11 protein-coding genes are annotated in these 15,506 nt (G+C 61.8%); 8 read left to right on the forward strand and 3 right to left on the reverse strand.

Going from position 1 to position 15,506, the window contains the following annotated elements:
- Positions 1-67 precede the first annotated feature (67 nt).
- Positions 68-1,021 carry an aldo/keto reductase gene (locus C3F38_RS21195; protein WP_055317464.1) on the reverse strand — a complete coding sequence of 318 codons (954 nt, stop codon included), beginning with the start codon at positions 1,019-1,021 and terminating at the stop codon, positions 68-70.
- A 273-nt stretch (positions 1,022-1,294) separates the two neighbouring features.
- On the opposite strand from C3F38_RS21195, the gene C3F38_RS21200 reads away from it, so the two are divergent.
- The 6 genes from C3F38_RS21200 to baeR are packed head-to-tail and all read left to right on the forward strand — an operon-like array spanning position 1,295 to position 12,281.
- A complete protein-coding gene (locus C3F38_RS21200; RefSeq protein ID WP_038873741.1) occupies positions 1,295-2,548 on the forward strand; it encodes an MdtA/MuxA family multidrug efflux RND transporter periplasmic adaptor subunit in 1,254 nt (417 codons plus the stop codon).
- Positions 2,548-5,667, forward strand: a complete 3,120-nt coding sequence (locus C3F38_RS21205) for an MdtB/MuxB family multidrug efflux RND transporter permease subunit (RefSeq protein ID WP_103767455.1) — start codon at positions 2,548-2,550, stop codon at positions 5,665-5,667. The genes C3F38_RS21200 and C3F38_RS21205 overlap by 1 nt, the downstream gene beginning before the upstream one ends.
- The gene (gene mdtC, locus C3F38_RS21210) at positions 5,664-8,744 is read left to right on the forward strand and encodes a multidrug efflux RND transporter permease subunit MdtC (RefSeq protein WP_103791739.1); all 3,081 of its coding nucleotides are present in this window, start codon (positions 5,664-5,666) and stop codon (positions 8,742-8,744) included. The genes C3F38_RS21205 and mdtC overlap by 4 nt, the downstream gene beginning before the upstream one ends.
- 10 nt (positions 8,745-8,754) lie before the next feature.
- Positions 8,755-10,185 carry an MFS transporter gene (locus C3F38_RS21215; protein WP_060434507.1) on the forward strand — a complete coding sequence of 477 codons (1,431 nt, stop codon included), beginning with the start codon at positions 8,755-8,757 and terminating at the stop codon, positions 10,183-10,185.
- Positions 10,182-11,555, forward strand: coding sequence for a two-component system sensor histidine kinase BaeS (gene baeS, locus C3F38_RS21220; RefSeq protein WP_060434510.1), 1,374 nt, complete (start codon positions 10,182-10,184; stop codon positions 11,553-11,555). The genes C3F38_RS21215 and baeS overlap by 4 nt, the downstream gene beginning before the upstream one ends.
- Positions 11,556-11,564: 9 nt before the next feature.
- On the forward strand, positions 11,565-12,281 hold the full coding sequence (baeR, locus tag C3F38_RS21225; RefSeq protein ID WP_047730092.1) for a two-component system response regulator BaeR: 717 nt from the start codon (positions 11,565-11,567) through the stop codon (positions 12,279-12,281).
- Positions 12,282-12,285: 4 nt separating this feature from the next.
- Here the strand turns inward: baeR and C3F38_RS21230 are convergent, their stop codons facing one another.
- On the reverse strand, positions 12,286-12,675 hold the full coding sequence (locus tag C3F38_RS21230) for a type II toxin-antitoxin system VapC family toxin (RefSeq protein WP_047730091.1): 390 nt from the start codon (positions 12,673-12,675) through the stop codon (positions 12,286-12,288).
- Positions 12,676-12,678: 3 nt separating this feature from the next.
- Positions 12,679-12,942 carry an antitoxin gene (locus C3F38_RS21235; RefSeq protein WP_004941563.1) on the reverse strand — a complete coding sequence of 88 codons (264 nt, stop codon included), beginning with the start codon at positions 12,940-12,942 and terminating at the stop codon, positions 12,679-12,681.
- Between the two features lie 338 nt (positions 12,943-13,280).
- On the opposite strand from C3F38_RS21235, the gene C3F38_RS21240 reads away from it, so the two are divergent.
- Positions 13,281-13,619 carry a YegP family protein gene (locus C3F38_RS21240; RefSeq protein ID WP_038873760.1) on the forward strand — a complete coding sequence of 113 codons (339 nt, stop codon included), beginning with the start codon at positions 13,281-13,283 and terminating at the stop codon, positions 13,617-13,619.
- A gap of 301 nt (positions 13,620-13,920) precedes the next feature.
- A complete protein-coding gene (gene yegQ / locus C3F38_RS21245; protein ID WP_038873761.1) occupies positions 13,921-15,273 on the forward strand; it encodes a tRNA 5-hydroxyuridine modification protein YegQ in 1,353 nt (450 codons plus the stop codon).
- The last annotated feature ends 233 nt before the right edge of the window (positions 15,274-15,506 follow it).

Genomic DNA, 15,506 nt, shown 5'->3' on the forward strand with positions numbered 1-15,506 from the left:
GCGGTTTCCTGAATGGGCCATGTTGACCCCTTCAGCATAGAGCAAAATCGCCGCCGGGTAACGCGCCTTACCCGGCGCTGGCGTGGTTCAGCGCCTGGATGTCGTCCGCATCCAGCGTCAGGCGCGTGGCGCTGACCAACTCATCCAGCTGCGGCAACGAGGTGGCGCTGACGATCGGCGCGGTGATGCTCGGGCGCGCAATCAGCCAGGCCAGCGAGACCTGCGCCGGGGAGGTGCCGTGCTTGCCGGCCACCTGATCCAGCGCCGCCAGAATGCGGAAGCCGCGCGGGTTAAGGTAGCGTTCGACGATGCGATCGCCGCGCTGGCTTTTACCCTCATCCGCTTTGCTGCGGTATTTGCCGGTCAGGAAGCCGCTGGCCAGCGCGAAGAAGTTGATCACCCCGAGACCATGGCGCTGCGCCACGCCTTCCAGCTCGGCTTCATACTCTTCGCGCGCATACAGATTGTATTCCGGCTGCAGGGTTTCGTAGCGCGCCAATCCGTTGCTTTCGCTCACCCGCAGCGCTGCTTCCAGGCGATCCGCCTGATAGTTGGAGGCGCCAATCGCCCGCACCTTGCCGGCCTTGATCAGCGCATCGAACGCCGCCAGCGTCTCTTCCAACGGCGTATCGCGGTCATCGTCGTGCGATTGGTAAAGATCGATATAATCGGTTTGCAGGCGGCGCAGCGAGTCTTCCACCGCCTGCTGAATATAGCGCGGCGACAGCCCCTGTTTGCCTTCGCCCATCGGTTTGCCCACCTTGGTGGCGATGATCACCTGGTCGCGCTTGCCGCTCTTCTTGAGCCATTCGCCGATGACGGTTTCCGATTCCCCCCCCTGATTGCCCGGTGCCCAGCTGGAATAAACGTCGGCGGTGTCGATAAAGTTGAGCTGATTGTCCACCAGCGCATCCAACAGGCTGAAAGAGGTCGCTTGATCCGCCGTCCAGCCGAACACATTGCCGCCGAAGGTCAACGCCGGCACCTGAATGCCCGAACGGCCCAGTTGTTTTTTGCTCATTGATAGAGGCTCCATGGGTTAAATAATTCGCTTGTTAATTATTAGCGCAGAACACAGAAAGTCGTTAAAACGCATTGGCTATAAGTTAAAACCCAACGCTTATAAACAGAGTAGGCAACAATCGTTAACTTATTCGGAAAATGCTGACGGTTCCTCCTTATTTCCTTCATTTTTATGCCGTCTTCGCTGGCTAAACTAGTATCCTGTAAGGAGTGTCATTTTTGTGGCAATGAGTGCCCGCACCCCTGCCTTTTGGAGAGAGTTTTCACCACCATGAATGCAAAACCCCAACGTCGTTCCCTGCTGCTGCGCCTGCTGGTTGCGGCGATTGCGATCATCGTCGCCGTTCTGGCCTGGCGCCATTTCAGCGCCGCCCAACCGACCGCCGGGACGACGCCGGGCGCGCACCAGGCCGCGGGTAAAACGGGAGCGGGCCGCGCGGCGGGCGGCAGACGCGGCGCACCGATGTCGCCGGTGCAGGCGGCGACCGCCACCCGCCAGACGGTGCCGCGCTATCTTTCCGGCTTGGGCACCGCCACCGCCGCCAATACCGTGACCGTCACCAGCCGGGTCGATGGCCAGCTGATGGCGATCCACTTTACCGAAGGCCAGCAGGTCAAAGCCGGCGATCTGCTGGCGGAAATCGATCCCCGGCCGTTCCAGGTTCAGTTGACCCAGGCTCAGGGGCAGTTGGCAAAAGATCAGGCCACGCTGGCCAATGCCCGGCGCGATCTGGCGCGCTATCAGCAACTGGTGAAAACCAATCTGGTTTCACGTCAGGAGCTGGATACGCAGGCCTCGCTGGTGCAGCAGACCGAAGGCGCGATCAAGGCCGATCAGGGCGCGGTCGACAGCGCCAAACTGCAGATCACCTATAGCCGCATCACTGCGCCAATCGACGGCCGCGTCGGCCTGAAACTGGTCGACGTCGGCAACTATGTCACCAGCGGCAGCACCACCGGTCTGCTGGTGATCACGCAGACGCACCCGATCGACGTGGTGTTCACGCTGCCCGAAGGCAACATCGCCGATCTGCTCAAGGCGCAAAAAGCCGGGCCGGTGAGCGTCGAAGCCTGGGACCGCACCAACCAGAACAAGCTGACGACCGGTTCGCTGCTGAGCCTGGACAACCAAATTGATACCGCCACCGGCACCATCAAGCTGAAAGCGCGCTTCACCAACGAAGATGACGCGCTGTTCCCCAACCAGTTCGTCAACGCGCGGCTGCAGGTGGATACCCTGCACGATGCAGTGGTAATCCCGACCGCCGCGCTGCAGATGGGCAACGAGGGCAACTTCGTCTGGACGCTCGGTGAAGACAACAAGGTCAGCAAACATCGGGTCACCGCCGGCGTGCAGGACAGCCGGCAGGTGGTGATCAGCGCCGGCCTCAACGCCGGCGATCGGGTGGTGACCGACGGCATCGATCGCCTGACCGAAGGCATGCAGGTGGAAGTGCTCGCGCCGAGCGAAGCGTCGGCGGCGGCCAACGCCAAGCGCGAACCTGACGTTCAGAGGAAGTCCTGATGCAGGTGATGCCTCCCAACGCCGGCGGCGGTCCGTCCCGCCTGTTTATTCTGCGTCCGGTTGCCACCACGCTGCTGATGGTGGCGATATTGCTGGCGGGGATTATCGGCTACCGCGCGCTGCCGGTGTCCGCCCTGCCGGAGGTGGATTATCCCACCATCCAGGTGGTGACGCTGTACCCCGGCGCCAGCCCGGACGTGGTGACCTCCGCCATTACCGCGCCGCTGGAACGCCAGTTCGGCCAGATGTCCGGTCTGAAGCAAATGGCGTCGCAAAGTTCCGGCGGCGCCTCGGTGGTCACCCTGCAGTTCCAGTTGGCGCTGCCGCTCGACGTCGCGGAGCAGGAAGTGCAGGCGGCGATCAACGCCGCCACCAACCTGCTGCCGAGCGATCTGCCCTACCCGCCGATCTACAGCAAGGTAAACCCCGCCGATCCGCCGATCCTGACGCTGGCCGTGACCTCCACCGCCATGCCGATGACGCAGGTGGAAGACATGGTGGAAACCCGCGTGGCGCAAAAAATTTCTCAGGTGACCGGCGTCGGCCTGGTGACGCTTGCCGGCGGCCAACGTCCGGCGGTGCGCGTAAAATTGAACGCCGCGGCGGTCGCCGCCTATGGCCTGAACAGTGAAACCATCCGTGCCGCCATCAGCAACGCCAACGTCAACTCGGCGAAAGGCAGCCTGGACGGCCCGACCCGATCGGTCACCCTGTCCGCCAACGACCAAATGAAGTCTGCCGACGACTATCGCCAGCTGATCGTCGCCTACCAGAACGGCGCGGCGATCCGCCTGCAGGATATCGCCACCATCGAACAAGGGGCGGAAAACACCCGACTGGCGGCCTGGGCCAACAAGCAACAGGCGATCGTGCTGAACATTCAGCGCCAGCCCGGCGTCAACGTCATCACGACCGCCGACAGCATCCGCGAAATGCTGCCGACGCTGATTAAAAGCCTGCCCAAGTCGGTCGACGTCAAGGTGTTGACCGATCGCACCACCACCATCCGCGCCTCGGTCAGCGACGTGCAGTTCGAGCTGCTGTTGGCGATCGCGCTGGTGGTGATGGTGATCTACGTATTCCTGCGCAACGTGCCGGCGACCATTATCCCCAGCGTGGCGGTGCCGCTGTCGCTGGTCGGCACCTTCGCCGCCATGTACTTCCTCGGCTTCTCCATCAACAACCTGACGCTGATGGCGCTGACCATCGCCACCGGCTTCGTGGTGGACGACGCCATCGTGGTGATCGAGAACATCTCACGCTACATCGAGAAAGGGGAAAAACCGCTCGACGCCGCGTTGAAAGGGGCCGGCGAGATCGGCTTCACCATCATCTCGCTGACCTTCTCGCTGGTGGCGGTGCTGATCCCGCTGCTGTTCATGGGCGACATCGTCGGCCGCCTGTTCCGCGAGTTCGCCGTCACGCTGGCGGTGGCGATTTTGATCTCCGCCGTAGTGTCGCTGACGCTGACGCCGATGATGTGCGCACGCATGCTCAGCCACGAGTCGCTGCGCAAGCAGAACCGTTTTTCCGCCGCCTCCGAACGCTTTTTCGACCGGGTGATCGCGCAATACGGCAAGTGGCTGAAAACGGTGCTTAATCATCCCTGGCTGACGCTCGGCGTGGCCGTGGGCACCCTGGCGCTGACGGTATTGCTGTACCTGCTGATCCCGAAAGGTTTCTTCCCGGTGCAGGACAACGGCATCATTCAGGGCACGCTGGAGGCGCCGCAGAGCGTCTCGTTCAGCAATATGGCCGAGCGCCAGCAGCAGGTCGCGGCGCAGATCCTCAAAGATCCGGCGGTGGAGAGCCTGACGTCGTTCGTCGGCGTCGACGGCAGCAACGCCACGCTCAACAGCGGCCGGCTGCAGATCAACCTGAAGCCGCTGAGCGAACGCAGCGACCGCATTCCGGCGATCATCAGCCGCCTGCAGCAGCAGACGGCGCAGTTCCCCGGCGTGAAGCTGTATCTGCAGCCGGTGCAAGATCTGACCATCGATACCCAGGTCAGCCGCACCCAGTACCAGTTCACCCTGCAGGCGATGTCGCTGGACGATCTCAGCCTGTGGGTGCCGCAGCTGATGAATGAGCTGAAGCAAACCCCTCAGTTGGCGGACGTCACCAGCGACTGGCAGGATCAGGGGCTGGTCGCCTACGTCAACGTCGACCGCGATTCGGCCTCCCGCCTCGGCGTCACCATGAGCGACGTGGACAATGCGCTGTACAACGCGTTCGGCCAGCGCCTGATCTCCACCATCTACACCCAGGCCAACCAATACCGCGTGGTGCTGGAGCACGACGCCAGCGCGACGCCGGGGCTGGCGGCGCTCAATGAGATCCGTCTGAGCGGCAACGACGGCGCCGTGGTGCCGCTGAGCGCCATCGCCAAAATCGAAGAGCGCTTCGGCCCGCTGTCGGTCAACCATCTCGATCAGTTCCCGTCGGCCACCGTTTCGTTCAACGTCGCCGACGGCTACTCGCTCGGCGAGGCGGTGGACGCGGTCACCCAGGCAGAAAAAAATCTCAACATGCCAAGGGACATCACCACCCAATTCCAGGGGGCGACCCTGGCCTTCCAGGCGGCGCTCGGCAGCACGCTGTGGCTGATCCTGGCGGCGGTGGTGGCGATGTACATCGTGCTGGGCGTGCTGTATGAAAGCTTCATTCACCCGGTCACCATCCTCTCCACCCTGCCGACCGCCGGGGTCGGCGCGCTGCTCGCGCTGATGCTGGCCGGCAGCGAGCTGGACGTGATCGCCATCATCGGCATCATCCTGCTGATCGGCATCGTGAAGAAGAACGCCATCATGATGATCGACTTCGCGCTGGCGGCGGAACGCGAACAGGGTTTATCGGCGCGCGACGCCATCTATCAGGCCTGCCTGCTGCGTTTTAGGCCGATCCTGATGACCACGCTGGCGGCCTTGCTCGGCGCGCTGCCGCTGATGCTGAGCACCGGCGTCGGCGCGGAGCTGCGGCATCCGCTCGGCGTCTGTATGGTCGGCGGTTTGATCATGAGCCAGATCCTGACGCTGTTCACCACGCCGGTGATCTACCTGCTGTTTGACAAACTGGCGCGCAACACGCATCGCCAGCCGGATACGCAGGAGCTGCCGTGAAATTCTTCGCCCTGTTCATTCACCGGCCGGTGGCCACCACCCTGCTGACGCTGGCCATCGCCATCAGCGGCGCAATCGGCTTTCGCCTGCTGCCGGTGTCGCCGCTGCCGCAGGTGGACTTTCCGGTGATTTCGATCAGCGCGTCGCTGCCGGGCGCCTCGCCGGAAACCATGGCGTCCTCGGTGGCGACGCCGCTGGAGCGCGCGCTGGGCCGCATCGCCGGAGTTAACGAAATGACCTCGATGAGTTCGCTCGGCAGTACCCGGGTCATTTTGCAGTTCGATCTCAGCCGCGACATCAACGGCGCCGCGCGCGACGTGCAGGCGGCGATCAACGCCGCGCAAAGCCTGCTGCCGACCGGCATGCCGAGCCGCCCCAGTTACCGCAAGGTCAACCCTTCCGACGCGCCGATCATGATCCTGACGCTGACCTCGGACACCTACAGCCAGGGGCAGCTTTACGATTTCGCCTCCACCCAGCTGGCGCAGAAGATCAGCCAGACCGAGGGCGTCGGCGACGTTTCCGTGGGCGGCAGTTCGCTGCCGGCGGTGCGGGTCGAGCTGAACCCTTCGGCGCTGTTCAATCAGGGCGTGTCGCTGGATACCGTACGGCAAGCCATCGCCAATGCCAACGTGCGCCGCCCGCAGGGCGCCGTGGAAAACCCGCAGCAGCGCTGGCAGATCCAGGCCAACGATGCGCTGAAAACCGCCGATGCTTACCGTCCGCTGATCATTCATTACAACAACGGCTCGGCAGTGCGTTTAGCCGACGTGGCCGAGGTCAAAGACTCGGTGCAAGACGTGCGCAACGCCGGGATGACCGACGCCAAACCGGCGATCATTCTGGCCATCAGCCGTGCGCCGGACGCCAACATCATCGAAACCGTCGATCGCATTCGCGCCGAGCTGCCCGCCTTGCAGGAGAATATCCCGGCCTCGATTCAACTCAACGTCGCGCAGGATCGTTCGCCGACCATCCGTGCATCGCTGGCCGAGGTGGAACAGTCGCTGGCGATCGCCATCGGGTTGGTGATCCTGGTGGTGTTCATCTTCCTGCGCTCCGGGCGTGCCACGCTGATCCCAGCGGTCGCCGTGCCGGTGTCGCTGGTCGGCTCGTTCGCCGCCATGTATCTGTGCGGGTTCAGCCTCAATAACCTGTCGCTGATGGCGCTGACCATCGCCACCGGCTTTGTGGTGGACGACGCCATCGTGGTGCTGGAAAACATTTCCCGCCACGTCGAGGCCGGCATGAAACCGATCAACGCCGCGCTGCTGGGCGCGCGAGAAGTCGGCTTCACCGTGCTGTCGATGAGCGTTTCGCTGGTGGCGGTGTTTATCCCGCTGCTGCTGATGGAAGGCCTGCCGGGGCGCCTGTTCCGCGAGTTCGCCGTCACCCTGTCGGTGTCGATCGGGCTGTCGCTCATCGTCTCGCTCACGCTCACGCCGATGATGTGCGCCTACCTGCTGCGCCACCAGCCGCCGCGTTCGCAGCGGCGGGCGCGCGGCTTCGGCAAAATGCTGCTGGCGCTGCAGCAGGGCTACGGACGCTCGCTGAACTGGGTGCTCGGCCACTCGCGCTGGGTGCTGGCGGTGTTCCTCGCCACCCTTGCTCTCAACGTCTGGCTGTATATCAGCATCCCGAAAACCTTCTTCCCGGAACAGGATACCGGGCGCCTGATGGGCTTTATCCAAGCCGACCAAAGCATTTCGTTCCAGGCGATGCGCGGCAAACTGGAAGACTTCATGAAAATCGTGCGCGAAGATCCGGACGTGGAAAACGTCACCGGTTTTACCGGCGGCTCGCGTACCAACAGCGGTTCGATGTTCATCTCACTGAAACCGCTGTCGGTACGCAGCGACGACGCGCAGAAAGTGATCGCCCGCCTGCGCGCTCGCCTGGCCAAAGAACCGGGCGCCAGCCTGTTTCTGATGGCGGTGCAGGATATCCGCGTCGGCGGGCGGCAGGCCAACGCCAGCTACCAATATACGCTGCTGGCGGACGATCTCGCCGCGCTGCGCGAATGGGAACCGAAGATCCGCATCGCGCTGGCCGCATTGCCCGAGCTGGCGGACGTCAACTCGGATCAGCAGGATAAAGGTTCGGAAATGGATCTGGTCTACGATCGTGAAACCATGGCGCGCCTTGGCATTTCGGTGTCCGACGCCAACAACCTGCTGAACAACGCCTTCGGCCAGCGGCAGATTTCGACCATCTATCAGCCGCTCAATCAATACAAGGTGGTGATGGAAGTGGCGCCACCCTACACCCAGGACGTGAGTTCGCTGGACAAAATGTTCATCATCAACAACGAAGGCAAGGCGATACCGCTCTCCTACTTCGCCAGTTGGCGGCCGGCCAACGCGCCGCTGTCGGTCAACCATCAGGGGCTGTCCGCCACCTCGACCATCTCCTTTAACCTGCCGGACGGCGGCAGCCTGTCGGACGCCACCGCTGCGGTAGAGCGCACCATGACTCAGCTCGGCGTGCCGTCCACGGTGCGCGGCGCGTTCGCCGGCACCGCCCAGGTGTTCCAGGACACCCTGAAGTCGCAGCTCATCCTGATCCTGGCGGCGATCGCCACGGTGTACATCGTGCTCGGCGTGCTGTATGAGAGCTATATCCATCCGCTGACCATCCTTTCCACGCTGCCTTCCGCCGGCGTCGGGGCGCTGTTGGCGCTCGAGCTGTTCGGCGCGCCGTTCAGCCTGATCGCGCTGATCGGCATTATGCTGTTGATCGGCATCGTGAAGAAAAACGCCATCATGATGGTCGACTTCGCCCTCGAGGCGCAGCGCAACGGCGGCATCAGCGCCCGAGAGGCAATTTTCCAGGCCAGCCTGCTGCGTTTCCGGCCGATCATGATGACCACGCTGGCGGCGCTGTTCGGCGCGCTGCCGCTGATGCTGACCAGCGGCGACGGCGCGGAGCTGCGCCAGCCGCTCGGCATCACCATCGCCGGCGGCCTGGTGATGAGCCAGCTGCTGACGCTGTACACCACCCCGGTGGTCTACCTTTACTTCGACCGGCTGCAGGCGAAATTCCGCCGCAACAAGCAACTGGCCCCGCTGCCCCATTAATGGCCGACCGATGCTGATGAAACACGCCGCCACGGTACGCTGGCAACTCTGGATAGTGGCATTCGGCTTCTTTATGCAGACGCTGGATACTACTATCGTCAACACCGCCCTGCCCTCGATGGCCGCCAGCCTGGGGGAGAACCCGCTGCGCATGCAGTCGGTGATTGTCTCCTATGTGCTGACGGTAGCGGTGACGCTGCCGGCCAGCGGCTGGCTGGCGGACAAGGTCGGCGTACAGCGGGTGTTTTTCAGCGCCATCGTGCTGTTCACCCTCGGCTCCATTCTCTGCGCCCGCTCGGAAACCCTGAACGAGCTGATCGCCTCGCGCGTGATTCAGGGCATCGGCGGTGCGATGATGGTGCCGGTCGGCCGCCTGACGGTGATGAAGATCGTGCCGCGCGAGCAGTACATGGCGGCGATGACCTTCGTGACGCTGCCGGGCCAGATCGGCCCGCTGATGGGGCCGGCGCTGGGCGGCTTTCTGGTGCAATACGCCAGCTGGCACTGGATTTTCCTGATCAATATTCCGGTGGGGATCGTAGGCGCCATCGCCACGCTGCTGCTGATGCCCAACTACCAAATGCAAACCCGACGCTTCGACCTCAGCGGCTTTATCCTGCTGGCGATCGGCATGGCGTCGCTGACGCTGGCGCTCGACGGCCACAAGGGCATGGGGCTCTCCGGCAGCGCCATCGCCGGCCTGGTGGCGCTGGGCGTAGCGGCGCTGTTGGGGTATGTTTGGCATGCCTACGGCAATAGCCGCGCCCTGTTCTCGCTGCGGCTGCTGCGCACCCCGACTTACAAGATCGGGCTGCTGGCCAGCCTGCTGGGGCGCATCGGCAGCGGCATGTTGCCGTTCATGACGCCGCTGTTCCTGCAGGTGGGCATGGGTTTCACGCCGTTCCACGCCGGGCTGATGATGATCCCGATGATCATCGGCAGCATGGGCATGAAACGCATCGTGGTGCAGGTGGTCAACCGCTTTGGCTACCGCAACGTGCTGGTGGCCGCCACGCTGCTGCTGGCGCTGGTCAGCCTGAGCTTCCTGTTGGCGGCGATGCTCGGCTGGCTGTGGCTGCTGCCGGTGGTGCTGTTCTTCCAGGGGATGATCAACTCGCTGCGCTTCTCGGCGATGAACACCCTGACGCTGAAAGACCTGCCGGATCGGCTGGCCAGCAGCGGCAACAGCCTGTTGTCGATGGTCATGCAGCTGTCGATGAGCCTTGGCGTCAGCGTCGCCGGCATCTTGATCGGCAGCTTCGGCCATCACCAGGTGGTGGCCGACAGCCCGGCCATCCACAGCGCATTTATTTACAGCTACTGCTGTATGGCGTTGATTATCGCTCTGCCCGCACTGGCCTTCGCGCGCGTGCCGGCCGATAGCGCGCCCAACCGCACGCTGACCAAAGAGCCGGGTACCGGTTCAACGAGGTTGCAATGAAGATAGGTATTACCGGGAAACTGTTCCTGGCCATTTTCGCCACCTGCATGCTGGTGCTGATCACCATGCATTGGGGGGTGCGCGTCAGCTTTGAACGCGGCTTTATCGACTACATCAAACACAGCAACGAGCAGCGTATCAACATGCTGAGCGAAGCGCTGGAGGAACAGTACAGCCACCACGGTAACTGGGTGTTCCTGCGCAACAACGATCAGGTGATCTACCAGATCATGCGCTCGTTCGAACAGAACAGCGACAGTAGCCACAACCTGCCGCCCAAGGGCTGGCGCACCCAGTTTTGGGTGGTGGACAGCCAGTTCAACCGCCTGGTGGGCCACTCCGGGCCGGTGCCTAAAGAGGGCCCGCGCCACCCGATCCGCTACAACAACGAGATCGTCGGCTGGGTGATCACCACCCCGGTCGAGCGCCTGACGCGCAACACCGACATCAACTTCGATCGCCAGCAGCGGCGCACCAGCTGGATCATCGTCGCGCTCTCTACCTTGCTGGCGGCGGCGGTGACCTGGCTACTGTCGCGCGGCATGCTGGCCCCGGTCAAGCGCCTGGTGGCGGGCACCCATCGCCTGGCGGCGGGCGATTTCACCACCCGCGTGGCGGTCAGCAGCCAGGATGAACTGGGCCGGCTGGCGCACGACTTCAACCAGTTGGCCACCTCGCTGGAGAAAAACGAACAGATGCGCCGCGCTTTTATGGCCGACGTCTCGCACGAGCTGCGCACGCCGCTGGCGGTGCTGCGCGGCGAGCTGGAGGCGCTGCAGGACGGCGTGCGGCAGCCGACGCCGGCGTCGCTCAGTTCGCTGCAGGCCGAGGTGTCCACCCTGACCAAACTGGTCGACGATCTGCACCAGCTGTCGCTCTCCGATCTCGGCGCGCTGGCCTATCGCAAATCGTCGGTGGACTGCGTGCACCTGCTGCAGATCGCCGTCGCCGCCTTCCACGAACGCTTCCGCGCCAAAGGGCTGGAAATCGTCACCCATTTGCCGGCCCAGGCGCCGCTGTTCGGCGATCCCGACCGTTTGAACCAGCTGTTCAATAACCTGCTGGAAAACAGCCTGCGCTACACCGACGCCGGCGGCCGATTGGAAATCAGCGCCGAGCTGCAGCCGGGGCGACTGTTCCTCTACTGGCAGGACAGCGCGCCGGGCATCAGCGATCAGCAGCTGACGCGCATTTTCGAACGTTTCTACCGGGCGGAAGGTTCACGCAACCGCGCCAGCGGCGGTTCCGGGCTGGGGCTGGCGATCTGCCACAACATCGTGGAAGCCCACGACGGGAAAATCCGCGCCGAGCATTCGCCTTTAGGCGGCGTGCGCATTACAGTAGAATTTGCTACCCCGATAAAAAAGTAAGGCGCCCTGATGGACATTCAGAATCACCCCGTGCAGATCATGATTGTTGAAGATGAGCCCAAGCTGGGCCAGCTGCTGGTGGACTATCTGCAGGCGGCGGGTTACGCCACCCGCTGGCTGACCAACGGCAACGAGGTGGTGCCGACCGTGCACCAGCATCCGCCGGCGCTGATTTTGCTCGACCTGATGTTGCCGGGCGCCGACGGTCTGACGGTGTGCCGCGAGCTGCGCCGCTTCAGCGACGTGCCTATCGTGATGGTGACGGCGAAAATCGAAGAGATCGATCGCCTGTTGGGGCTGGAGATCGGCGCCGACGATTACATCTGCAAACCCTACAGCCCACGAGAGGTGGTGGCACGGGTGAAAACCATCCTGCGCCGCAGCTATCGGCCGCAGGAGAATGCGCGGGAAGATGACCTGCTGCACATCGATGAGCCGCGTTTCCAGGCCAGCTATCAGGGGCAGTTGCTGGATCTGACGCCGGCGGAATTCCGCCTGCTGAAAACGCTGGCCAGCCAGCCGGGCAACGTGTTTTCACGCGAGCAGCTGCTGAACAACCTGTATGACGACTATCGGGTGGTCACCGACCGCACCATCGACAGCCACATCAAAAACCTGCGCCGCAAGCTGGAGCTGATCGACGGGCAAAAATCCTTTATCCGCTCGGTATACGGCGTCGGTTACCGCTGGGAAGCCGAGCCCTGCCGGCTGGTGAATGGGATTTAGGGGATCAGCGCGTCCAGTCTTCAACCGCCAACCCGGGCACCATGGCGAATGCGCGATCGTTGGTCACCAGCGTCGCGCCACGGCTCTGCGCGTGAGCGGCGATCAGTTGATCCAGCGCGCCCATGATTTTGCCCTTTCTCTCCATGTTCGCGCGCATTTCACCGTAGCAGCGGGCGGCCTCGCTATCCCATGCATAGACCGTCACCGCGGCAAGAAAGGCCTCGACCATGCTTTGCAACGCCTTGTTCCGCCGTTTAGCCACACCGTAAAGCAGTTCCGCTTCCGTGACGCTGGAAATACATACGGCAGAAGGCGGGAGCTTTTCCATGACGTTAAGCACCTGCGGATGCTGCCGAAACAAGTGGCTGACGGTGTTGGTATCAAACATGTACATCGCCTACTCTTCCTCTGAGAATGGATCGCGGTCTGCAACCCCTTGCTGACGATCTTCCGCGCCAAGAAACTCTTGCGGCACCGGCGTTTGGGCGATAATGCTCAGCAGCGGTGCCCAGCTGTCCGGCTTTGCCGGATATTTGGATAAAATCACGTTGCCCTCCCGATCGCGACGGATATAGACACGATCCGTATCAAATTCAAATTCCACCGGTAACCTCACCGCCTGATTTCTGCCGTTTTTAAACAGCTTTGCGATTCTTTCCATCTCGACACCTCCACAGCAGGCATAGGCCAAAGCATATGCCTGTAGCGTGTCGATGCCAAGATGTATCGCTCATTTTTCATCCACATTGACGATACGGCCAAACCGTAACGCACAATCTCACGGGGTGAAACCCTGTTCCCCTTGTTATGCGGCGCACTGCGCAATCACCACGCCTTCCCTTAGCTTCCCGTGCGGCAGCGGGCTTCTCGGATGAAAACTCCGCGCCGGCGCAAGAAAGCTGCGCATTTTTTAGACTAAGCTGCTGTGAGGTTTAGCCGCCGATTTTCAAGCGATTGGCTACACTTACATCACGAATCGGAACCTACAGGAGAAGAACCATGGCAATCGGTCATTACGAGCTGAAAAAAGCAAAGAACGGACAGTACCACTTCAACCTGAAAGCCAGTAACGGCGAGATCATTCTGGCCAGCGAGATGTATGCCAGCAAAGCGTCGGCGGAGAACGGCATCGCCTCGGTGCAGACCAATGCGCCGCACGAAGCGCAGTTTGAACTGAAGCACAGCACCAGCAATCAGCCCTATTTTGTGCTGAAGGCCAAGAACCATCAGGTGATCGGCGTCAGCGAAATGTACAGCTCCGAAAGCGCAGCCAAAAACGGTATCCAGTCGGTGATGAAAAACGGCCCGACCACCGATATCCGCGATTTGAGCGCCTGATCCCCCGTGTCGCCCGCGCGGTGGCCGCCATCGCGCGTTTTCCGTTTGACCGGGATCAATCTCCCTTGAATAAATCCGGTTAACTGCTGATTTCTTGCTGCGCTGCGGCTACAATCCCCCGCTTTTACTGCGCCATCTGGGGCGCGATATACCCACTGGCTTTCACACGGCAGCTAGGCGGCAAGTTCGTGAGTCTCCAGGAGCTTGGTCAACCAAGTGACTGGAGTGAGCGAATGCAGCCAACAACGCTGCAGTTCGAAAGACAGAGGTATACTGACCTGAAATCAGACCGAGACACACTATGTTTACACCGGAACTTCTCTCCCCGGCCGGAACGCTGAAAAACATGCGTTACGCCTTCGCCTATGGCGCCGATGCGGTTTACGCCGGCCAGCCGCGCTACAGCCTGCGGGTGCGCAACAACGAATTCAACCACGAGAATCTGGCGCAGGGCATCAACGAAGCCCATGCGCTGGGCAAAAAATTCTACGTGGTGGTGAACATCGCTCCGCACAACGCCAAGTTGAAAACCTTCCTGCGCGATCTGAAGCCGGTTATCGATATGGGCCCGGATGCGCTGATCATGTCCGATCCCGGCCTTATCATGATGGTGCGCGAAGCCTTCCCGCAGATGGACATTCACCTGTCGGTGCAGGCCAACGCCGTTAACTGGGCAACGGTGAAGTTCTGGAAGCAAATGGGCCTGACCCGCGTGATCCTCTCGCGCGAGCTGTCGCTGGAAGAGATCGCCGAGATCCGCGCCGAAGTGCCGGACATGGAGCTGGAAATCTTCGTCCACGGCGCGCTGTGCATGGCCTACTCCGGCCGCTGCCTGCTGTCGGGCTATATCAACAAGCGCGATCCCAACCAGGGCACCTGCACCAACGCCTGTCGCTGGCAGTATAAGGCTGAAGAAGGCAAAGAGGATGACACCGGCAATATCGTGCACCTGCACGAGCCGATCCCGGTGCAAACCGTCGAGCCGACGCTGGGCATCGGCGCACCGACCGACAAGGTGTTCATGCTGTCTGAAGCGCAAAAACCAGGCGAATATATGAGCGCCTTCGAAGACGAGCACGGCACCTATATCATGAACTCCAAGGATCTGCGCGCCATCCAGCACGTGGAGCGTCTGACGCAGCTCGGCGTGCACTCGCTGAAGATCGAAGGCCGCACCAAGTCCTTCTACTACTGCGCCCGCACCGCCCAGGTCTACCGCCGCGCCATCGACGACGCGGCCGCCGGCAAACCCTTCGATCCGACCCTGCTTACCACGCTGGAAGGCCTGGCGCACCGCGGCTACACCGAAGGCTTCCTGCGCCGCCACGTGCACGAAGCGCAGCAGAATTACGACTACGGCTCCTCGCTCTCCGAGCGCCAGCAGTTTGTCGGCGAATTCACCGGCGTGCGCCGCGATGGCTGGGCAGAGGTCGACGTGAAGAATAAGTTCTCACTCGGCGACAGCGTCGAGATGATGACGCCGGGCGGCAACGTGGTCTTCACCCTCGAAAGCATGCAAAATAAGAAAGGCGAACCGATTGAGGTGGCGCCGGGCAACGGCCATATTGTTTATTTGCCGATCCCACAGGATATCGATCTCAATTATGCGTTGCTGATCCGCAATTTGGCGGAAGAAAATAGCGTCGGGGCATAACAATGAATCGCCGTCATTCGGCGGCGATTTTTAGCAAATATTAGAATTGGATCACATCAATGTGCGCGTAGCTTGGTTACTATCACGCTGCTTAAAACGAACAACGAAAATATTTGCATAGCAATACTAGGAACCACCTCCTTAGCCGGCCCAATCTCCCTTGGGCTGGCTTTTTCTTTTATGGGCACGCCTATTTTTTTCTCTGCGCTTATTTCCATAACTTATTCCCGTTA

It is taken from the genome of Serratia sp. SSNIH1 (assembly GCF_002935055.1).
Taxonomy (GTDB): Bacteria; Pseudomonadota; Gammaproteobacteria; order Enterobacterales; family Enterobacteriaceae; genus Serratia; species Serratia nevei.